At 44.8% G+C, this 21,628-nt stretch carries 19 protein-coding genes and 2 riboswitches; of the genes, 4 read left to right on the top strand and 15 right to left on the bottom strand.

All coding sequences use genetic code 11. From position 1 onward, the window contains the following. Window positions 1-69: 69 nt before the first annotated feature. The 3 genes from KCX82_RS08685 to modA form a co-directional block, all read right to left on the bottom strand. A complete protein-coding gene (locus KCX82_RS08685; RefSeq protein WP_227018060.1) occupies window positions 70-741 on the bottom strand; it encodes an ATP-binding cassette domain-containing protein in 672 nt (223 codons plus the stop codon). A 5-nt stretch (window positions 742-746) separates the two neighbouring features. Continuing rightward, complete coding sequence (gene modB / locus KCX82_RS08680) at window positions 747-1,418, bottom strand: molybdate ABC transporter permease subunit (RefSeq protein ID WP_227018059.1); 672 nt, start codon at window positions 1,416-1,418, stop codon at window positions 747-749. A gap of 109 nt (window positions 1,419-1,527) precedes the next feature. Continuing rightward, window positions 1,528-2,328 carry a molybdate ABC transporter substrate-binding protein gene (modA, locus tag KCX82_RS08675; RefSeq protein ID WP_319633338.1) on the bottom strand — a complete coding sequence of 267 codons (801 nt, stop codon included), beginning with the start codon at window positions 2,326-2,328 and terminating at the stop codon, window positions 1,528-1,530. A 169-nt stretch (window positions 2,329-2,497) separates the two neighbouring features. Here modA and KCX82_RS08670 point away from each other — a divergent pair, with 169 nt between their 5' ends. Then, window positions 2,498-3,019 carry a helix-turn-helix domain-containing protein gene (locus KCX82_RS08670; RefSeq protein WP_227018058.1) on the top strand — a complete coding sequence of 174 codons (522 nt, stop codon included), beginning with the start codon at window positions 2,498-2,500 and terminating at the stop codon, window positions 3,017-3,019. 122 nt (window positions 3,020-3,141) lie between these two features. On the opposite strand, the gene KCX82_RS08665 is transcribed toward KCX82_RS08670, so the two are convergent. The 11 genes from KCX82_RS08665 to KCX82_RS08615 form a co-directional block, all read right to left on the bottom strand. After that, window positions 3,142-3,516 (bottom strand): C-GCAxxG-C-C family protein, encoded by a 375-nt coding sequence (locus KCX82_RS08665; RefSeq protein WP_227018057.1) that lies wholly within the window; start codon window positions 3,514-3,516, stop codon window positions 3,142-3,144. A 21-nt stretch (window positions 3,517-3,537) separates the two neighbouring features. Beyond that, complete coding sequence (gene trsM / locus KCX82_RS08660) at window positions 3,538-4,269, bottom strand: DVU_1556 family methyltransferase (RefSeq protein ID WP_227018056.1); 732 nt, start codon at window positions 4,267-4,269, stop codon at window positions 3,538-3,540. Between the two features lie 2 nt (window positions 4,270-4,271). Then, the gene (locus KCX82_RS08655; protein WP_227018055.1) at window positions 4,272-5,777 is read right to left on the bottom strand and encodes a radical SAM protein; all 1,506 of its coding nucleotides are present in this window, start codon (window positions 5,775-5,777) and stop codon (window positions 4,272-4,274) included. A 31-nt stretch (window positions 5,778-5,808) separates the two neighbouring features. Next, complete coding sequence (locus KCX82_RS08650; protein ID WP_227018054.1) at window positions 5,809-6,003, bottom strand: DVU_1557 family redox protein; 195 nt, start codon at window positions 6,001-6,003, stop codon at window positions 5,809-5,811. After that, entirely contained in the window at window positions 5,975-8,308 is a 2,334-nt protein-coding gene (locus KCX82_RS08645; RefSeq protein ID WP_227018053.1) for a pyridine nucleotide-disulfide oxidoreductase/dicluster-binding protein, read from the bottom strand. Before KCX82_RS08645 ends, KCX82_RS08650 begins: the two co-directional genes overlap by 29 nt. Window positions 8,309-8,391: 83 nt before the next feature. Next, window positions 8,392-11,235, bottom strand: coding sequence for a molybdopterin-dependent oxidoreductase (locus KCX82_RS08640; RefSeq protein ID WP_227018052.1), 2,844 nt, complete (start codon window positions 11,233-11,235; stop codon window positions 8,392-8,394). Between the two features lie 317 nt (window positions 11,236-11,552). Continuing rightward, window positions 11,553-11,671: riboswitch (molybdenum cofactor riboswitch) on the bottom strand. A gap of 120 nt (window positions 11,672-11,791) precedes the next feature. Beyond that, window positions 11,792-12,472, bottom strand: a complete 681-nt coding sequence (locus tag KCX82_RS08635) for a HesA/MoeB/ThiF family protein (protein WP_465250640.1) — start codon at window positions 12,470-12,472, stop codon at window positions 11,792-11,794. A gap of 17 nt (window positions 12,473-12,489) precedes the next feature. Further along, window positions 12,490-14,370 (bottom strand): molybdopterin biosynthesis protein, encoded by a 1,881-nt coding sequence (locus KCX82_RS08630; protein WP_227018051.1) that lies wholly within the window; start codon window positions 14,368-14,370, stop codon window positions 12,490-12,492. A 30-nt stretch (window positions 14,371-14,400) separates the two neighbouring features. Further along, a complete protein-coding gene (locus KCX82_RS08625; RefSeq protein ID WP_227018050.1) occupies window positions 14,401-15,681 on the bottom strand; it encodes a molybdopterin-binding protein in 1,281 nt (426 codons plus the stop codon). Then, a complete protein-coding gene (locus tag KCX82_RS08620; RefSeq protein WP_227018049.1) occupies window positions 15,678-16,388 on the bottom strand; it encodes an ABC transporter ATP-binding protein in 711 nt (236 codons plus the stop codon). The genes KCX82_RS08625 and KCX82_RS08620 overlap by 4 nt, the downstream gene beginning before the upstream one ends. Window position 16,389: 1 nt before the next feature. Beyond that, window positions 16,390-17,085, bottom strand: coding sequence for an ABC transporter permease (locus KCX82_RS08615; protein WP_227018048.1), 696 nt, complete (start codon window positions 17,083-17,085; stop codon window positions 16,390-16,392). Between the two features lie 156 nt (window positions 17,086-17,241). Between KCX82_RS08615 and KCX82_RS08610 the strand changes: the two genes are divergently transcribed. Then, window positions 17,242-17,814, top strand: a complete 573-nt coding sequence (locus KCX82_RS08610; RefSeq protein ID WP_227018047.1) for a 5-formyltetrahydrofolate cyclo-ligase — start codon at window positions 17,242-17,244, stop codon at window positions 17,812-17,814. A 79-nt stretch (window positions 17,815-17,893) separates the two neighbouring features. Here the strand turns inward: KCX82_RS08610 and KCX82_RS08605 are convergent, their stop codons facing one another. After that, window positions 17,894-18,769 (bottom strand): ABC transporter substrate-binding protein, encoded by an 876-nt coding sequence (locus KCX82_RS08605; RefSeq protein WP_227018046.1) that lies wholly within the window; start codon window positions 18,767-18,769, stop codon window positions 17,894-17,896. Window positions 18,770-18,915: 146 nt separating this feature from the next. Then, window positions 18,916-19,032, bottom strand: a riboswitch (molybdenum cofactor riboswitch). A gap of 190 nt (window positions 19,033-19,222) precedes the next feature. On the opposite strand from KCX82_RS08605, the gene KCX82_RS08600 reads away from it, so the two are divergent. Further along, on the top strand, window positions 19,223-20,125 hold the full coding sequence (locus tag KCX82_RS08600) for a LysR family transcriptional regulator (RefSeq protein WP_227018045.1): 903 nt from the start codon (window positions 19,223-19,225) through the stop codon (window positions 20,123-20,125). 212 nt (window positions 20,126-20,337) lie between these two features. Further along, window positions 20,338-21,618 (top strand): NAD(P)/FAD-dependent oxidoreductase, encoded by a 1,281-nt coding sequence (locus tag KCX82_RS08595; RefSeq protein WP_227018044.1) that lies wholly within the window; start codon window positions 20,338-20,340, stop codon window positions 21,616-21,618. Window positions 21,619-21,628: the final 10 nt, after the last annotated feature.

Raw genomic sequence — 21,628 nt, 5'->3', positions numbered from 1 at the left:
AAAAAAAGAGAAGCTGTAACAGCTTCTGGCTAGAACAGCTTCTTACTACAACAGCGTTTTTGGTATACGCTATAACAGCTTCTCAATAATTTTACCATCTTTGATGACGATTCTACGGTCAGCAAACATCTCACTTTCCATAGCATCATGGGTAATCAACACGGTAGGTATCTGAAAGTTTTCTTTGAATGCAGCAAACTCCTTGTAAACGATCTCCTTCGTCTGCTGGTCCAGGGCTGAAAAAGGTTCATCCAGAAGCAGCAGCCGGGGTTTTGTCACAATCGCTCTGGAGAGAGCCACTCTTTGTTTTTCACCGCCTGAGATATGGTTTGGATATTTTCTTTTGAGATGAGCGATACCGAAGGTCTCCATAATGTATTCCGAATACATTACAAGTTCTGATTTTTTATCTTTATCCTTATACTCCGGCCTGTTTTTGATACCGTATACAATGTTTTGCTGTACGGTCATATTAGGAAATAAGGCGTAATTCTGAAAGACATACCCGATATTCCTCAGTCTCGTCGGAACATTGATCCCAGCCTCTTTATCAAAGACCATTGTATCCTCAAAAGCAATCCTTCCCTCATCAGGCGTCTGCAGTCCTGAGATGCAGTTCAGTATGGTTGTCTTTCCGGCACCTGATTCTCCCTGGATCACGAGAACACCCTTTTCAAATTCATATTCAATATCAATTGAGAAATGTTCCAACTTCTTTTTTATATTAAAATACGTATTCATCAGCCTCAGCCCTGCTTTCCAATATAATTGATCCTCTTCAGCCAGGTATTCAACCCCAGGATTAAAACAAAGCTGAAAATGGTCATAATCAGAACCAGACGGTTTGCCAGTTGGGTGTTTCCGGATTCCACCGCAAAATAGATGGCAGTGGGTATCGTTTGGGTCTTCCCCGGGATATTTCCAGCGATCATCAATGTTGCGCCGAATTCACCAATGGCTCTGGCAAAAGCAAGCACAATTCCGCTGATAATCCCTGGCCAGGCAAGAGGGAACGTAACGGTCCGAAAGATTTTCCACTCACTGCTTCCCAGCGTCTGAGCGGCCTTCTCATAGATGGGGTCCATACTCACCAAAGCTGCCTTCACGTTTTGATACATCAGGGGCAGGGAAACGATGCAGGCGGCAATTACCGCTCCCATCCAGGTGAACACGATTTGAATCCCAAAGTGCTCCAATAAAAAGCCACCTATCAATCCCCTCTTTCCAAAGGCAATCAACAGCAGGTACCCCATAACCGACGGAGGCAAAATCATCGGTAAAATGAGTATGGTTTCCCATATATTTTTTCCCGGCATCTTTTTTTTGTTGATGATATATGCAAAAAATACCCCAAGTGCAAAGGAAAAAACAGTTGCTATGGTTGCGATTTTCAAGGATAGAATAATAGGTGACCACATGAGAAGCTCCTTATTTTGGTTTGCTTTCACAGGACCGGTAAAGAGGGCCTGTCCTCAAACCATTCGAGTCAATAAAGTTTATTCGGATTCCTATATTATACCTTTTCTCTTAAAGAACTGTAAACCCATAGTTCTCAAATACACCTTTCGCATAATCGGTCTGCAGGAATTCATAGAATTTTGCAGCGGCTTCTGCCTGTGCGGAATTCACAATTAAAGCAGACGGATAGATAATCGGGCTGTGGCTGTCCTCAGGCAAATCCCCGATGACGACACCGGTTTTGAGCAGCAAAGCATCGGATTTGTAGACAAGACCACAATCAACATTACCCGTATCTACATACTCCAAAACTTGTCTTACATCTTTCGCCAGAATCAGTTTATCCTGTATCTGATCCCAGATTCCCATGTTCTCCAGCGCTTCCTGGGCGTATTTGCCTGCCGGAACGGACTCCGGTGTTCCAATGGAAATGCTGGTCACATCACCGCCTGTCAGTGCTTCTGGTGTAACTGCATCGGCCTTTTCAGCAGCAGCAATCAAGGTAAGAGCGTTGCCCAGCAAATCCCTGCGGGAATCCGCCACAATAAGACCTGCATCCTGCAAGGCATCCATATGTGCCTTGGAAGCCGAGATAAAAAGATCACAAGGTGCGCCTTCCTGAATTTGCTTCTGCAGCGTTCCTGAGGCCGCAAAATTGAACTGTAAAACGGCATTGCTTTCTTTTGCATACTCTGCCTGGATTTCCGTCAGTGCATCGGTCAGACTTGCAGCAGCCGAAATATTGATTTCAACAGATTCATCGGTTGGGCCTTCCGCTGCAGGTGGCTTTTCCGGTTTCCCCGCACATCCCGTAAAAGCAAGCGCAAAAATCATTAAAATTACTAAAACAAGACTAATTTTTTTCATCATTACAAAACGCCTTCTTTCTATATTGGTTTATATCTAATTAAACCAAACTAAAACCAACTGCTTCAATTATATGGTAATCATTGAAAGTTGTCAATTGCTTTCATAATTATTTATAGTATAATAGAGTTATATATTGTTGGGTTCAGTAGGAATTAGGAGGATTAAACGGATGCATGAAGAAATCTTATATACCCCGGAGGAACTTGCAAACAAGCTGAAGCTCTCTAAATATACCATTTACGAAATGATAAAAAGAGGAGATATACAAGCGCATCGTATCGGCAGAAGCATCCGTGTATCCCAGTCGCAGTTGGAACTATATATTATGAGTACCAGAAAAACAGATAATGTTTACGATGCGGAAATCATCAGAGAGGGAAACGAAAAGTATGCGTTAATCAAAGATGTAAAAATCAATGTTTCTACCGAATTTGACGGCAGGGTTAAAATTTCCGTTCGCCCTGAGGACATCATTTTAAGCAAAAACCCTTTGGTTAGCAGTGCGAGAAACGTCATGAAAGGTACGGTTACAGATTTGATTTTCGATGAAAAGAGTGCAAAGGTGTTTCTGAACGTCGGAATCCCCATGCTAATATTTATCACCAGGCAGTCTATGCTGGAAATGAATATTAATAAAGGAGACGAACTCTATGCAATCTTTAAAACCATGGCGGTAAAAGTAATTAAATAATCCAATTAATCTTTACGGTAGCTTGCCGATAAGTCACATAAAAAAAAAAGCACTTGTAGACTAACGCCTACAAGTGCACTTGATCTGCCTGCTTGATGATATGCTGAATTCGTGCCGAAACATCAGGTGTCCCATTCTAGAAGCTCCTCGATCTTTTGAAAGGTTGCTTCCAGCATGACAGGACATTTTTCGATCTTATTCAGGGGATTTCCTTCCATGAGTTCATCACAGTCTGTGCTTCCAAAAGAATCATAGAACCACTCACTTAATGCATCTGCATTTGTCCGTCCGGCTTCTTCGGCGTCTGCCAAATACAAAAGGCAGACCCCGGCAGACAGGATCCCGCAGATTTTTCCCTGCCAAACACCATTGCAAAGACCTGCCATAGCTGCAATCAAGTCAGGATTTTCTTTATCCAGTTTTTTGAGCCCCAATTCCATTATCATCTGACTGCAGCAATAGCCCTTCATCTTCATCTCAAAAATATCTTGGTTCATTTACGAGACCTCCATTTATTTCTACAACGGCTTTTCTGCAGTCAGCATAAAGTAACCGGTCTTGTACGGATCCTTCGGATGAATTGCCTCGTCGCAGAGACATCCCTCCAGGGTACCGTCCCTCATGAGCTTTTCCGCTGCAAATTGATCCAGCTCCAAGGAACAATCCTCCCATGTTATGTTGATGTAGCCGATTTCCTTCAGCTGTTCCAGCAGCGGTTCCTTTGCAAATCTCCCGCTGGATCTGAAATTGGTCGGCCTGTTTTTGTGTTCATCTGCGCAGTCGGTATTGCATTCTCCTTCTTTATGAGGAAGGCTTTTATGCTGGTCTGCTTCCTTTTGGAGGGCTTTCAGGAATCCCGGATCGGGATCCTTTATGTACAAATCACTGAGAAAAAGCTTCCCCCCCTTTTTCAAAACACAGTACGCTTCATGAAGCGCTTCATCCGGCAGATTGATCACCGACAGCACACACTCCATTGATACACCGTCAAAGGATAAGGAGGTAAATTCATCCAGAAACTCTCCATCCCCATATCTGATATCAAGTCCAGGATTTCTGGTCTTTCCTTCTTTTATTCTGGCCATGGAAAGGTCAATACCGCAGGTTTGAAAACCGTATTCCTTTTCAAGGTACTCTACGGTTTCTCCCTGTCCGCACCCAATGTCCAGAACCTTTGATCCCTTTGGCAGGTTCCATAAGTCCATAGCCTTTTTTGTAATTCTAAATTCACCTGGTTTAAAATTGCTCATTCCTATACACCTCTATAAATGCTGTTATACGCGCAGAAGGGAATCAGCCGGTCATCAGGAGACAGCACCTGCACCCTGCATCGCTTCAATCTTTCCGCATCCAGATTGCTGATATCCTGAAATGCCATGGACGATACGGAAAACATACTTCCTTTGAGTTCTCTCAGAAACTGGTCAAAATCCATAACGCTGCTTTCCGAAACAAATCCAGAGTCTTTACAGCCGCCGGTTTTATCCTTATTCCCGGATCCTGCAACCATGTTCCCGGATTCTGTACCCGCATCCCCGATTCCTGTACAGCAGCAGGACCCATCAGAGTCCGGCAAATTCCATTTATTTAGTACAAAATTTCGATCCTTTTTTATAATATCAAGGGGGTTCGTCCTATCACAGCAACCTATACCCGATAATTTTGTTTTGTAGCTGATCAAGCTTTTCACCTTTCCGTCCCTTTGTTTTTGGTAAGTGCTTGAAAAACAGCATAAGGTATGACCAGATGTGATAGGATAAAAATCATCATATTTGCATTTTCCGTCCGTTTGCCGTTCCAATTCATGCATGATATCGAACATGGTGACACGGTTCTCAAAGTCCCTATGTTTTTCCCCGTCAAAGGGCAGCGTATCCGGATGTCTTCCAAAAAAGCTTACCGGCTGAAAATGGATTCCCTTTATAACATCAACGTTTTGGAGCAGAAACTCTATCATAGCACCAATGTTGTCAACGTTCACATGTTTCACCACAGTGGGCACAATGGTAACAGGAAGCCCGGCCCTTCTGCAATGATCAATTGCCTTTTTCTTGATTTCAAACAGCGCTTCTCCCCTAAGAACTTCGTAGATGGAATCCTCCGTTCCGTCAAACTGCAAAAAGACAGCGCTGGCACCGGCATCCTTCAAAATCTTTGCATATCCCTGCTCTGATGCCAGCCTTTTTCCGTTTGTATTAATCTGAATGTAGATAAAGCCTTTTTTCCTAGCTATGCGGATGATGTCCGGCAAATCCTCCCTTATGGTGGGTTCGCCCCCGGACAATTGAATATTGAAGGGTCTTTCTTCACCTAGCTCCATCAGCAAATCAAATTTTCTTTCCATTTCGGAAAGATCGGGTTCAAGTTCCGTTCCCTCATGTCCCTCCTTTTCTGCCTCGGCAAAACAATAGGGACAATGCTGATTACACCTGTCCGTGATATCAATTAACACGCAGCAGGCTGTCTGCAGATGATTTTCGCAAGTCCCGCAGTGCAGCGGACATTGACTTTCCGTTAAATTCGGTTCCAGGTTCCCCTTTGTTCCAGATGTTAATGCTTTTTTCGGCGGTACATTGATCACAGGATTCCCGATCCAGCCGAGAAAGTCTTCTTCGGATTCTGAGATGCAGGACTCAAACACTCCGTGTTCCTTACATGTTTTCCTCAGAAAGACCTTTCCTCCGTCTGATTCGTAAGCCGCAGCAAGCGGGATCCGGCAAACGGGGCAAATGCTTTGCGTCCTCTGTAATAGTTTCATTTTAATGCTCCCTTTTTACTCCCTTTGCTCCCTATTTTTCCTCAAGAGCAGCTTCCACCTTACTCATATGACCTTTCGCCAGGTCCTCCGGAATATGAACCTGCCCGCACTGAGGGCACCGCGGCACTTTATGGCGGAAGGTTCGCTCCAAATAGCTGAACTGGGCCTCGATAAGATCCATTTCAACCTTGCACCTGTCACAGATCAAGGTCTGTTTTTCTTCCATTCCAAACTGCCTCCAATTCTATTTTCATCCTATGGGCATAGGCATTTACAAGGCCAAAGGTATTTTCTTCCGACGTTTCCCGGTACTCTACCCAGTAAGTCATAAAACCGATCTCACGATATCCGCTGAAAACGCCACGTTCCGGCTGATACACCCTTCTTCCCGTTCTCTGACAGAAATCAACAACCTCAATCACATCTTCCTCCAGGATACGCTCCTTATTGAGCTTTTCAGCAAGCTCAGCAGGAACATTCACTTTGATAGGCCGTTTCTCTTCTTCTCTCATTTCTTCCTTCCAAAACTCCTTCAGCAGATTCTTTTTTAGTTCTATTCTGTTTTCTCTTCGCTCGCTTATGGTTGCCTGTTTTTCGAAAGTTACTCCTTTGTCGAAAAGGAGTTCCAGGATATGAATCGCTTCCTTCCCTGCCTGTCTGAAAATATCACGGCAATTGATACAATAGGTAATATACGGATGATCACTTTCATGGATTCTTTTTTTCACAACGAAATCCACATACTCCGGATTGGCGATTCCAGGCTGCCCGCCGTAGCCGCAGCAACGGGGAAAAGCTTCATTTTCCGGCAAGGGTTTTAAGGGGTATCCGGTATCTGCTGCCAGCCGTCTTACTGCCTCCTTCATGCTGTCTTCATCTCTTGAAGCACAGGGATCAAAGATAGAATACGTTTTGATCCGCTGATGCTCCTGATGCGCTTGATTCTCTGCAGAAAATTCCGCCGGTATTTCACCCCCCCATTCTGCCATGATCTCATAGAGTGAAATGACCGGGATATCGGCTAGATGAGACTGAAATTTCTTTTTGCAGGTTGGACAAGCCAAAATTAGAACAGGTTTTCCAAGTTCTTCCCAATTCTTTCGTATGATAGCGAGTTCTTCCTGGTGTTTATCCGTGTCACCGGACCATTCGGCAGGCGCCCCGCAGCATCGCAGCAAAAGTCCGGTATCCGGTTGCCTGTCCAGCAAATAAGAGTAGGTGCTCCTTACAAGGTCAGGATCACTTGCTCCAAGCTGGCAGCCTGGGAAAAAGGCATAGGAACCGATAGAATAGCCTGGTGGCAATTTTACCACAGCAGCCGATTCTCCATTGGCGAAATCCATATCCCGCAGCCAGAAATCATGGAATACCCAAGGCGCTTTCTTTTGCCTATGCATGCTTTGCCGTCCGGCTAGAATCAGTCCTCCGAGATCAATGTCCTCAGGGCAGGTTTCCTTGCAAAGTCCGCATTGATTACAGGTACTTAAAAGGCGCTTGGCCGGAGTCGCTTTTACATCTGCCGATCCGGGGAGCGTGGTGGCCATGATTTCATCTCTGATTCTCAGCGGCCATTTGTTATAGAAGTCAGTCAAATCACAGTAGGTTCTGCAGAAATCGCATTGGCATTCGATGCAGCGTGCGGCCTCCCTTTGAGCCTCTTCTTCACGGTAGGCTTTTCCGTCAGCTGCCTTTACAGGAGCCGCATATTTTATATTGGCCGGATTTAAGCACATTGCCGTTTGCTGAATATTTTTCGGGTAAAGCAAATTCCCTGTTTTCAGGAAATTATCGATTACCGTTCCAATATGTAATCCCCCTGCCAGGGCATAAATCCCTGTATCGCCGATCAATCCTCCGCCGGCGAACCATCCTGCAGCCCCATATTGGGTGCAGTACGGATCCCCTGCCCCTCTCACAGCAGACAGCAGTCCAAAGTCTGTTCCGCCCTGTCCTGTTGCAACATAAACCGCATCATAGTTGCCGCTTCCAAGATCCTCGACTTTTTGAATAGGTGTATGAAAATGCAGAGCATACTGCTCATGCTTGAATTGTTCTTCTATATCGGCAAGAAAAACTGCAGAGTCCATATGCTTCCAAAGGGACCCTCCAATCCGATCCGCAGACTCAAAAATTTCTACCTCATACTTTTTCATGCATAGCCGCAGTGCACAGGCAAGGCCGGAAATCCCTGCCCCGATTACTGCAACCTTCTTCTTTTTCATGGGAAGGTTATAATCCGTCGGGGTTCTGTCCCCAGCATAGGCCACACAGGCTTTCTCCAGCATGCCAAGTTCAACGGCGCTGTCCATATCCTTTCTGGGGCATACCCCTTTACAAGGTTCATGACATAGCGTAGAAGCAATCATCGGAAAGCCCACTGCATTCCGGTAGGTCTTAAAAGCCGCTTTAAATCCGCCCCGCTTCATTTTTTCAATAAAATCCAGCATGTCTATATGAAAAGGACATGCCGCGGCACAGTAGGGGATTTCCTTCTGTAAACAATTTTTAAAGTTTTTCAAATATTTTTCCATAAAGGGTTTCCTATACAACAATGTCGGTCTGCGACAAAGCATCACAGACCGACCTGATTATAAATTCAATTTATGCTTTTCCTTTATACCGGATTATTCTTGATATACTCCATTTCTTCATAGAAATCAGAGCCTAAGAAATACTTCTTCGGTGGTTCGATCTTTTCACCTTTTGAAATCGCATCCAGTCCTGCTTTTACCTTGTCAGGAGATGCAGGCAGCTCATAGATTCTGACGCCGCAGGCATTGTTGATGGCATTAATAACTGCCATATGTCCTGCAGACTGGAAGGCTTCCGACGCACCGGAGGAGCCAAACGGATTCTTGGCACGCGGAGTCACTACATGAACGATATTAAAGTCGTCCGGAATGTCCTTAATCGCTGGTATTCCTGCACCCAGAATATTGTTATGCTTCTTCACGTCATCATAATTTTCACTTAAAGCGAATCCGATGCAATGGGACAGTCCGCCATAGGCCTGCCCGTTTACGGAGTCTATATTTCCAATGACACCTACGTCGTCAACACAGGTGTATCCGATGACGGTGGTTTTGCCGGTGGTGGTATTTACTTCCACCTCAGCCAGGAACATGGCATACGTATAATCCGGAGTCGGATTTCCAACACCCGTATTTGGATCCAAGTCACACAGATCCGGATCACTTGGATTCAGATACTGGGCTTCATATTTTGTCGGAATTCCTTCAGCGACCATTTCCGAATAGGTTCTGAAGGTTCCATCCGGCTTGGTCATGGCATTAATCAGCATGTCGGCAGCCATCTTTGATGTCTTACCGTTCATATAATGTTGACGGGAGGAAGCCGTGGATCCGGAGTCAGGACAATGCTTGCTGTCATTCTGAATCAGCACGATATCATCGATGGATACTCCTAATGGTTTTAACGCCTCCAAGGTATTCTGCAGGGAACCCACATCTCCGCCCTGCCCCTGGTCCTGCCAGGTATCATACTTCACAAACTTTCCGTCTTCCCGAAGCTCTATGGCAACGGTACATTGGTCAGCCGTACCTTCTGTTACGTTGTATCCGCCCCAGGCAATACCAACGCCCCTTCTCTTCTGCGGTGTGTCTTCCGCTTTTGCTTTAGCCACCGCCTTTTCATAATATGGTTTCATGGTTTCCATGATTTTTTCCATGGGGTAATCTACAAAGGGGAAGCTGTTGATGTTCAAGTCTCCCGGACGTGCAATATTTCTCCACCTGAGTTCAAAAGGATCGATACCCAGCTTTTCCGCCATCATATCCATTAAAGATTCTGATGCTGTATATGCCTGGGGAGAACCATAGCCTCTATAGGCCGTGCCATAAGCATGGTTGGAGCATGCAACTCTTGTGAGTCCCAATGCATTCGGAACATGATATGGGAAGAACATAAATCTTGCCGGTCTCCAGGTCAGGTCATCCCCCAATTCATTGTAAGCGCCGTGGTCAAGACCGCAATCCCATTCTGTGGCAATAATCTTACCGTCGTTATCGCAAGCGAGGCGTGCATTGGTATAAGAAGGTGCTCGCTTTCCGGAAAATGCCATAAATTCGGAATAGGTCATGGAGAAAGCAACCGGCATGTCATCGCAGGCAAGGCAGGCAATCGCAGCCAGGGAATAGGTAGCACCTGCAATACCCCATCCAAAGGTGGCGCCGGTAGGATTCTGAACCACTCTGACCTTTTCAGCGGGAACACCGGTAGCTTCTGCGATATCTCCGATGTTGGCGTAGATGCACATTGCTTTGCAATGAACGGTCAGGAAACCGTCATCTCCCCAATAAGCCTGAACCGTATCCCCCTCGATGGGCATATGGGGCTCTCTGGTGGAGTAGAAGCTGCCTTCCACAACGTGCGGCGCCTTATCAAAGAGTTCAGGTGTATCATGCCCTGCACCCTTAACAGTAGGCTGTTCCGACCAAACATTCGGATGATCGTCATGAATTCGCATGGCATCCGGCATAGCCGCTTCCAGATAGTTCAGATATTCCGGCAGCGGTTCAAAATCAATGGTGACCTTTGCTGCGGCTTCTCTCGCATGATCTTTTGTATCGGCCGCAACCAATGCCACAATATCTCCGTAATTAAAAATCTTCTCTTCTGCAAGCAGAATATGTGTCTGCTCGGTAGCGAGGCATCTTGGTGAAAACTGGAAGAAATTCAGCCTATTGGAGCCTTTTACGTCTTTATGAGTAATCACCTTGTAAACGCCGGGCATTTTTTCAGCTTCTTCGGTATGTATTTTTAAGATTTTTGCATGGTGGGCAACCTTAGGCTGCACCATAACGACATGCAATACACCGTCAGGCATCTTCAGCTCAATATCATCACCATAGTCGCAAACACCGCAGACCTTAGCCAGCGCCGCAGGACGTACCAACGGAAGGCCATAGTATTCCTTATTCTCCGGAAGCTTCACCTTGATGTCCTCGATATCGCATTCGCCTCGCATAACCTTCGCTGCAGCCATTACCGCATCTACGATTTGCTTGTAGCCTGTACAACGGCAGATATTTCTGTTCTTCTGGAACCAATCACGTACTTCTTCTCTTGTTGGATCAGGATTTTCCTGTAAAAGTGCATAGGCTGATACAATGAATCCCGGAGAACAGAATCCGCATTGTACCGCTCCCCGATTCATAAACGCCACCTGCAGCGGATGCAAGTGGTTTGGTGTTCCGATGCCTTCAATGGTCAATATGGTGCTATACTCCTCCACCGTTTTCATTTTCTTTGTACAGGAACGAATTACCTTTCCGTTCAAAATCATGGAGCAGGAGCCGCAAACACCGGTACCGCATCCAACCTTTGTTCCTGTCAATCCCAAGCGTCTGATAACGGCAGCCAGGGAATCCTTCTCCGGATCACAGATAAACATGCGATCGGCACCGTTGATATTTAGCGTCATTTTTCTTAATTTCATCACTGAACCTCCTCTAAAGTTCGCCTCTTATAAAATCGAAACGTTAATTTGCAGTGCGCTCATAAGTAGTTAGTTAGCCAGTTTTGAAGTTTTCGATAGAATTAATTAATTTCGTTAGGGATGTTGTTTAGTTGGGTTTTGTTAAGTTAGTTGAGTTAGTCGGTTAGTTAGTTGGTTTTGTTAAATTAGTTGGGTAGTTGGTTAGTTAGTTGGTTTTGTTAAGTTAGTTGAGTTAGCTGATTTCGGTTAAGTTAGCTTGTTTGTGTTTCAGCAAAACAAAAAAACCTATCCCACGCAGAAGGGATAGGCCAAAAACTGCTCCATCTTTGCCTTCTCCTTTCCAAACGTGGGAGGCCTATGCGTTTCCACATAAACCCATGGTCCCTATTCCCATAGCAACAGCCACAGGGGATAGGGCTCGGAGAAAAATATAAAATTTTCTATATGTACCTGTAGTTTATCAGTTCCCAGTATACTCTGTCAACAAAAATGCTTAGCCAAAACACGATTAAGATGCTGATTATTTTTCATTAATCTGCTGTTTTTTCGGTATTTTTCACAGGTTGAACACTTCGTAATCCTGAGTTAATAGATCAATGGCTAAAAGCTTTTTTGACAGGATCTCTTTTTTATTCAAAAGAACCTTAACCGCTTCTGCCACCTGAATCGCTGCAACTAACGCGGGGGTAAAGGAGGGGTTGCCCAATTCTACCTCAGCTCCTTTTGTAGCGTCATCCGGATAGATCTTTTCCAAGGTTTTATCACCCGGCAGAATGGTGGACACCTGGCCGTACCATCCTGCTATGGCGCCGTGGATCATGGGAATCCCCTGGTTCTCACAGCACTGGGACAGCAGCTTTCTTGCAGGCATATTATCCAAAGCATCGATGACCAGATCGTGCCCCTTAATAATGGAATCACAATTTTCTTCCGTAACAAATTCATCGATTGGATAGACCTGGATCTCCGAGTTCACCGCTGCCATTCGTTCCCTGGCGGTAAAGGCTTTGCTCTTGCCCATCACCGTTTCAGTAGACAGCAGCTGTCTGTTTAAGTTGGAGATTTCAAAGGCATCTCCATCCACTGCGGTGATCCTGCCAATTCCCAGTCTACCTAGAAATTCAATGACATACCCGCCCAGGCCGCCGCATCCGATGACACAAACCTTAAATTCTTTTAATTTTTCATTTTCTTCAGGACTTAACATATTCATGTTTCTTTCGTAACGATTTCCCACAAGAATTCCCCCTTTTGCTATAATCCATAGCCCCCAAGGTCTTTCAAAATACTCTTGAACTCTTCACTGTTCAAGACTTCAATGAATGCTCGAAGCATTTCCGTATTTAAATATTTTTCCGGCACTGCAAAGTCGTAGTCCTCATATCCGATGGATATAAAATCAAGTCCCATGACCTTGGCGGCCGAATAAACGCCGACTCCCACATCCGCAGTGCCGCTTTCAACGGCCGCAGCCACTGCCATATGAGTGGTCATGTCCCTGTCGTAGCCGGAGATGTTTTTTCCTTCGATTTGATGCCGATTTAGCAGATAATCGGTTAGGATCCTGGTGCCTGATCCTTTTTGCCTGTTGACAAAGGAAATATCTTCTCTGGCTAAGTCTTCGATGGTCCTAATATTTTTAGGGTTTCCTTTTGCCACCATAAAGCCCTGCTCACGTCTGACCCCTTTGACAAGGACCGCCCTTTCCTGTCCTAGATACTTTTCAATGTATGTCTTATTATATTCTCCCGTATTTTCATCCAGAAGATGGATCGGTGCAATATGTGCCTCTCCTCTTTTGATCGCCATGATTCCACCCATACTGCCCACATGAGCGGAGGAAAGGCTTCGGCCATTTCGCCCCAGTATGCTGCCGATGAGATCCATGATTAAATCATGACTCCCAATGGATACGATAGTATTTTCAATGACACTCATATCATTGGTCAGTGTCACTCTTACCTCATCTCCCGTTTCATAGCCTTCGCTGTTCCTGGGGATGACCATAAGTCCATCCGCCTTTACCAGCGCCATGGTAACGCCCGCTCCGCGGTTTAACGGAGTTGCAATGAGCTTGTCTCCAACCTTTCCCAGCTTGACACGAATATATTCGCGGTATTTTAAGGTCGAGACCATCCTTCTGGAAACCGTTGCTTTTACCTCCTGGGCTAGCTGCATTCTCATGTGCTGAAGTTTTTTAATGACAGGGCCTACGACCTCTTCAAAAACAAGAAAAGCAGATCCTGGATAACCGGGAACACCGATGACCGGCTTGCCCTTTACAATGCCCAAAATCGTCGGTTTCCCGGGTTTTATGGCTATGCCATGCAGGACGAGTTCTCCCAGCTCTTCGATCAGTTTAGCGGTAAAATCCTTGCTTCCCGCTGAGGATCCCGCGTTGACTACCACCACATGATTTCTTTGAGCCAAGTCCAAAAGGGCAGTTTTCAGCTTATCATATTCATCTTCCACCGGAGAAATTCTTTCGGCGATTCCACCCCAGTCTTCCACGATGGCTCGAAAAGTCCAGGAGTTAGTATCAAATAATTTTCCTTTCGGTAAATCATCATAGCGGTCTGTTATTTCATTGCCCGTAGGCATGATCCCGACTTTAATTTTTTCATAAACCTCAATTTCTGTTCTGCCGCCGCTCAAAACGGCACCGATATCCATTGGCCTGATCTGATGATTTTCCGGCAGAATCATTTCTCCTGCAACAATATCTTCACCGATAGGCCGAATATGCTGCCAGGGAGAGGCTTGTACCATGATCTTGACCTGGTCGCTGCCCAGATCCACAATATCTTCAATCATAATGACGCTGTCGTAGGGTTCTGTGATGACATGGCCGGTATTGACATATTCAAAGTCCGAACCCTTATTCAGAATCACGGGATTTGCCTCACTGGCAGAGTAGGTTTTACTCGCGATTACCATGATGCCGTCCATGGCTGCCGCATTATGATTCGGTGAGGAAGTTCGAGCAAAAATCGGTTTGGCTGTCACTCTCCCCTTAGCTTCTCTGATGTCGATTTTTTCTATGGCTGTATTTCGGATACAAGGTTCCAGTCTCTCCAGATAAAGGCTCACTGCTTCCTCTATATCCGTGTTGGATAAATAGATTTTCCGTTCCATTCGATCACTCCTCCTATATCCGATCATTCCTCAGAAAAGTACAACTTCAACCCGGGATTTTGCATCAATTCCCTCTGAAAGCGACGGAATTCTTACAAATCCATCCGCCAGCATCAGCTGGGAAATTGATCCGGACTTTGCATGTATCGGTTCTGCAATCCATTGAAGAGCATCGTCCCGTTTCAATGAAACCAGTTGGTAGGTTTCCCTGCCTTCTCCGGCATGGATATTCTCTGTTATGGCAGCCGTAACGGTTATCGGCTCTTCCTTATGGTGAAAGTAGTATTGTTTTATAAAAGAACTCACCACCACTTCATAAACGATGATGGCAGCCATCGGATGGCCCGGAAGCCCTACTACCAGCTTGCAGCAATGGTTTTGACAGTTTATCCCTTCAGCGGAATCCTGCGCTTTCTGAGCCAAAACGCCGATGATGGTGGGTTTTCCCGGTTTCATTGCGATTCCGTGAGTGATGACACCCGGTTCTCCTAAGGAATCGATAATTTCAGCAGTCATGTCCTTCGCGCCTGCGGAACTTCCCCCGGACAGCACCACAAGATCACTTTCTTTTAAAGCTTCCTCTACTGCTATCCTCAGTTTCTCATAGGAATCCTCTACAATGGCCACAGACCGTACATCCACTCCTGTTTTTTCCGCAAAGGCGGCAACGGCGCTGGAGTTGATATCCCTGATTTCACCAGGTTTCGGTATCTCTGAGATCTCTATAATTTCGTCTCCTGTTGAAAGAATAGACATCTTCGGTTTTCTCAACACGGGTACCTCTGCTTTTCCTACTGCTGCCAGCAGGCCGATATCCTTAGCGGCAATTCTATGCCCCTTGGAAAAAAGAATTTCATTTTTCCTGAAATCATCTCCCGGATTCATGATCTTGGAGTTTGGTGCAGCAGGTTTATACACGGCAATGGTTTTCTCATCCAGTTTTTCTATATATTCGATCATTACCATGGAATCGGAGCCCTGAGGAAGCATTCCCCCGGTGGGCACATAAACAGCCTGTCCCGGTTCCAGAACGATATCACAGGCTTTTCCCATATCAACAGTTCCAGCAACCTCTAAAAAAACCGGCATACTGTCGCTGACACCGAAAGTATCCTTTGCTAAGACCGCATAACCATCCACTACCGACCTGCGAAACTGCGGCATATCAACATCGGAGAAAATATCCTCTCCCAGATATCGGCCCACAGACTGTCTTAAGGGCACCATTTCGATTTGGGCGCTTGCTGTCTGAAAATAGGATTTTAATTTTTTTTGAACTTCTTCAATGGTATCTACATTTAATAATTTCATAGCAGTAACTCTCCGGCAATAAATTTTTGGGTTAGAGGATGTTCCGGGCTTTTCAGCATCTTTTCACCCGTTGTAAATTCTATTATTTCCCCTTGATTCATAAAAATAACCTCTTTGCAGAGCCGCCTGGCCTGTACCAGATTATGGGTGACAATGATGACCGTTGTACCTTCCTCTTCATTGATTTTCTTCAGCATTTTTTCAATTTCAGCTGTGGTGCCTGGATCAACGTTGGCAGTAGGCTCGTCCAATAGCAGCAGCCCCGGAGAAAAGGATAACGCTCTTGCCAGTGCCACCTTTTGAATTTCCCCTCCGGAAAGCGTCCAGCTCTTTTTCTTTAAGAATTCTGTAAGGCCAAGTTCGTCCGCCAATACGGCGACTCTTTTTTTTATATCCTCTTGGTTCCATCCCCGCAGCTTCAAAGGGTAAGCAATATTTTTTTCTACTGTTGTCCGAAGCAGATAAGGCTTCTGGAACACCATGGTCATTTTCTGATAGGGAGGCTCTGCATTCCCCGGTTGCTGATAAAAAAGATTCCCCCGGCTGGGCTTTAACAATCCGGCAATCAGATTCAGCAGGGTACTCTTGCCCGCACCATTGGGGCCGATAATTCCGCATAGTGCCCCTCTTTTGATATGCAGTTCACGGATATTTAGAACCATACGGTCCTCGTATTCTTTTGTAAGATCTGCTGCAAATATATCCATGTTATCTCGCATCCCTCTGCTGAAAGTTATATAAAAAAGCATTAATCATAAATGCCAGTATTAACAAAACGATCCCCACCGCGATGGCGGTACTGTAATCTCCCATGCTTTTCAGCTGAGCGATATAAGTCGTCATCACCCGGGTTTTTCCTTTGATATTTCCGCCTACGATCATAACGGCACCCACTTCAGAGATGGCCCTTCCAAGACCCGTTACGATAGCAGCCATAATTCCTATTTTCAACTCCAGAATGAGCAATTTTAAGCGTTCTATTTTTCCTGCCCCCAAAGTTACAGCAATATTTTTAACCAGAGGGGCTTTTTCTCTTACAATATTATAGGTGAGTCCTGTAATGATGGGGGTTACCAGGCATACCTGAGCAATGATCATGGCGGCAGGCGTATATGTCAATCCCCAGGATCCCAGAGGCCCTTTCCTCATAATCAGCAGAAAGACCACAAGGCCCGCTATGACTGGCGGCAGGCTCATCAATGTATAGATTATACGGAGCAAAGCATTCTTAAATGGGAAATCATGAAGGCCGATGACGGCACCCAGCGGAACGCCGAGAAAAGCGGAAATAATCACTGCAGAAAAAGATACTGCCAGTGATAGTCCTACGATCTCATATAATTGTTGATCACCTGTAAGGAGCAGCCCTATCGCCGCTTGAAAACCCTTTGTGATTTCTTCCATCAGTCATTGCCTTTCTAAAATGAAGATATCCCTTCCTGTTCCTAAGTTTAACATATTTTAGCTGCCTTATCCATTGAAAATATGCTATGATATCTTCGTACACAATCCGATCTTCGGAATCAATATAATCTTTAGAACAAATGAGGTGTTAAGGATATGAACAGCAAAAAAAACAATATCAGGAAACAAATCCTGGAAGCAAGATCAAAACTGACTCCATCTCAGATGAACGCCGCTGAAGAGCAGGCCCTGCAGAAGCTTCTTATGATGGATGTTTATCGGAATTCCCGCGTTATTATGCTATATCATGATTTTCGGAAGGAAGTTCCCACCGAAAAGCTGATTGCAGCAGTGCGTGATTCCGGGAGAAGACTGATCCTGCCGTTAACCGATCCGGATTTTCAAATTATACCTTATGAAATTCCCAAGGAACTTCCACTGTCCTCCGCATTGGAGACCTCACCAATGGGTATTTCCGAACCAGATCCCCAAATATGTTCTGTGGTGAAACCGGAAATCATCGATCTGGTTATCGTACCCGGCTCTGCTTTTGATCAGTCTGGCAATCGCATGGGATACGGAAAAGGCTGTTATGACCGATTCCTTCCATTGCTTCAGGAAAAGGCCTTTAAACTGGGGCTTGCCTATGAATTTCAAGTATTGGACGTCATTCCGGCAGAACCCGTTGACGTGAAAATGGATGAGATTCTTGCTGTGTCTGTTGAGTAGAATAAAAGGGTAACTGTAGATAGTTGCCTTTAAGGATCTACTGTAGTTACCCTTATTTATTTCGGAACTCTAAAGCGCCTTATTTGGATGCGTTTGGCGTAAATAACGGCTGTCCGTATTTTTCCGTACCGTATTGTCCGATTAGTGCCTGGGTTTCATCAGATAAAATCCAATTCTGGAATGCAAGCGCACCTTCTGCATTGATCATTTCATTTTTTTCAGGGTTTACGACGATAACGCCATATTGATTATATAAATCCTTGTCTCCCTCTGTAATGATCTGGAGATCAGTGCCTTCTGACATATTGAGCCAGGTTGCTCTGTCAGACAAAGTATATCCCAGCATTTCATTGGTCATGGTGATGACGTCTCCCATGCCTTTGCCGGATTCAACATACCAATCTCCCGATGGAGTCAGTCCCAGCTTCTCCCAGATGGAGAGTTCCTTTTTATGGGTTCCTGATTCATCTGCTCTGGATACAAAGGTAACCTGGTCATCATAGATCTTCTGGAATGCAGCCTGTGCATTGTCCGGAGCTGCAGCTTTTATGCCGGCCGGATCATCTTTTGGTCCTAGAATGATAAAGTCGTTGTACATAACATCGAACCGTTCCGGCCCATGTCCTGCCTCTACAAACGCCTTTTCTGCAGCAGGTGAGTGGACCAGAAGCACGTCGGCCTCTCCGTTTTCTCCCATTTTCATAGCTTCTCCGGAACCAACGGCTACCACATCGACTTCGTAGCCTGTCTTATAGGTGAAATCCGGCAGGATTTCATCCAGAAGTCCGCTGTCCTGGGTACTGGTGGTGGTTGCAAGGATAATCTTTCCGATGATCTCCGCAGGGCCTTCCTGTTCCGGCTCATCTGCAGGTTTCTGGCTGCTGCAGCCGGCGAACATGGTGAGTACCATGATCAATGCCAATGCCAATACCAATAGTTTTTTTTGATTTTTCATACGTTTTACCTCTTTTCTCTTTGCAATATAAGTTTTAAATGATTATTCAAATTTCATCTAAATCAATTATTTAAGGAAACGACGGAAAAGAAAAAACCTGCTCAGAAAGCAGGTTATAAATGATTTTACTCATTATGAATTATGTAAAAATTCAAATTCGCTTTCCTTTCCAAACGGGAGGCATTTAAATTTCTCTAAATACCCAGCGGTTGAGGATCATAGCCTTCGCCTTAGATCTCTTCAACTCGGAAAATTGTCATATTCAGTTTCCATCATCATACCTTTTTTTCTGTATAAAATCAATAGACTCTCCGCAGGATCAAAAAATAAAATAGCCATTAAATATTCTTATTCAAGCAGAAAATTCTTTGATCTGGATTTCTTCCGACTTGTTCAGAGCACCGGAAATGTGGTATTCTTTTTAAAGGGAAATCACTGTTAGGAGGATTCAAGATGGACATTAAATTGCTGGAGTATTTCGTTAAAATATCAGAGGAAAAAAGCATCTCCAAGGTGGCGGAGTTTTACTACATTTCTCAGCCTGCACTGAGCCTTCAGATTAAGAAGCTGGAGGAGCTCTATGGTCATAAGCTTTTTACCAGAAATATCAAAGGCGTAGATCTTACCGAAGCAGGAAAGATCCTTCTTACCTACTCGAAAAATATACTGCAGCTTTACAGCCAGTCTCTGGAAGAGTTGAACCGTCTCCATAACAGTCATCAAAGCGTGAGAATTGATGCTAACATTACGCTGGCTACTTATGCCTTACCCTGCATGATCTTTCATGTGAAGTCCCTGCCAAAATTTAAGGACTATTATTTGGACCTGACTTTCAGCACGGTAAATTCTGTGGAAAACAATATTCTGGATGGGATCAGCGACTTAGGATATGTCCATAATGCCAAGCCCAATCCCGGTCTTGTCCATTATGAAATCGGCCATGACCGTCTGGTGCTGGCAGCCTCTTCAACCTTTGATATTCCAAAAAAAATTTCGCTGGAGGAACTGAAGAGTTATCATCTGATTGAAGCCTATGATAAATTCCAGGAGAGACTTCCGCTGGAAACCAGCATGAGTAAATATGGCTACCATCTGCAGGATTTTCATATTGCCATGACCCTGCACTCCACGGAATCGGTAAAAACGGCTTTATTCAAAGGATTTGGTACGTCTTTCCTCCCCTATTCCTCTGTGAAAAAAGAGATCCAGGAGGGGCAGCTGAAAGAAGTGCTGGTTACTGATTTTCAGGAAGATTATCCGGTATATCTGGTTTATTTAAAAGAAAATGAGAATAATCCCAGATTGGCTCTGTTAATTAAACATTTGAAAAAAATCAAAAACTCTCAATTCTGTTAGCAGCAGTTGATTTTTATTAGTTTTTTCCGGCATTCGCCGGCAATTTTTGATTATTTCGAATCATCCGTTGCTCCCTTTCTATTCCTATCATTTATTATTCTTATACCCATTGAGATTCTGTATTTGTTTCCTTTCCTTTTTCATCTTACACTGAGGATGATAGTTAAATTTTTATTTATATGAGGATTTGGATTCCTCGATAGGAAAAGGGTATGGAAACAAAAAAAATTATCGTTCTCGGAGGTGGCTACAGCGGAATCGCAGCCGCCAAGGCCTTTCAAAAGAAGCTGGGCACCTCTTCTTATGTGGAAATCACACTAATCGAAAAAAATTCATATCATACGCTGCTTACTGAGCTTCATGAAGCTGCAGCAGGTAGAGTACGTCCTTCAGCGCTGAGAATATCCTATGACGATATCTTCAAGAGCCATTCACCAAATTTCTTATTGATACAAGATGAAATTCTAAATATTGATTTCGACGAAAAAGAACTGAGATCAGCCTCCCATTGCTATTCCTATGACTATTTGGTTATTGCTACAGGCAGCCGTCCTGAATTCTTTGGGATTCAAGGAGTAGAACATTACGGCTTCAAGCTTTGGAGCTATAAGGAGGCGGTAGTGCTGCGGGATCATATCCATGATTGTTTCTATCAGGCCTCCGCAACGGACAGCAGAGAGCTTCGCCAGACGCTTCTCACCTTTGCCGTGGCCGGCGGCGGATTTACCGGCGTAGAAATGGCGGGCGAACTGTCCGGCTACTGCAAAGCTTTATGCAGGAAATTCGCGGTGCCTCAGGAGGATGTATCCATCTATCTCATCGAGGCCATGCCTTCTATTTTAGGAAACCTGAAAAGCAGCATCATACAGCAGGCAATGAAGTATCTTAAGAAATTAGGGGTTGAGGTGCTAACCAATTGCAGCATTCAGCAAACCTCCGGCAAAAAAATCTTCCTGAGCAACGATAAGGTGATTGAAGGAACCTTAATTTGGACCGCAGGGATCAAAGGGAACCCCTATATTCAAAAAGCGGATATTGATTTGGATCATCGCAATCGTATCAAATCAAACCAGTTTTTGCAATCCATACAGCATGAAACTGTTTTTTGCGCAGGGGATACCATATCCTATCTTTACAAAGACAAACCCTTACCGCAAATTGTTGAGAATGCTATGCAGTCCGGCGAAACGGCTGCATTGAATATCTGCCATATTCTGGAGGGAAAAGCACTGCAGTCATACGAACCTAAATTTCATGGTTCCATGATCTCCATCGGCCCTCTCTATGCTGTTGCTATGATTGGCAAGACAAAGGTGACTGGAATACTTGCCACGCTGTTAAAGCATTTTGTTCACGGCCATTACCATTTCCATATCGGGGGCCCCATGCTGGCATCGGAATACCTGAAAGAACAGTTTATTGTAAAGTATGTGGATCCTGTGATTTCAAAGAGCAGTGAAGCTCTAGACAAACAGGTTACCCAATTTTTATAAAGGAGGCTTT

It is taken from the genome of Sinanaerobacter chloroacetimidivorans (assembly GCF_018128545.1).
In the GTDB taxonomy this organism is placed as follows: domain Bacteria; phylum Bacillota; class Clostridia; order Peptostreptococcales; family Anaerovoracaceae; genus Sinanaerobacter; species Sinanaerobacter chloroacetimidivorans.
This window is presented reverse-complemented; position numbering and strand designations above follow the sequence as displayed.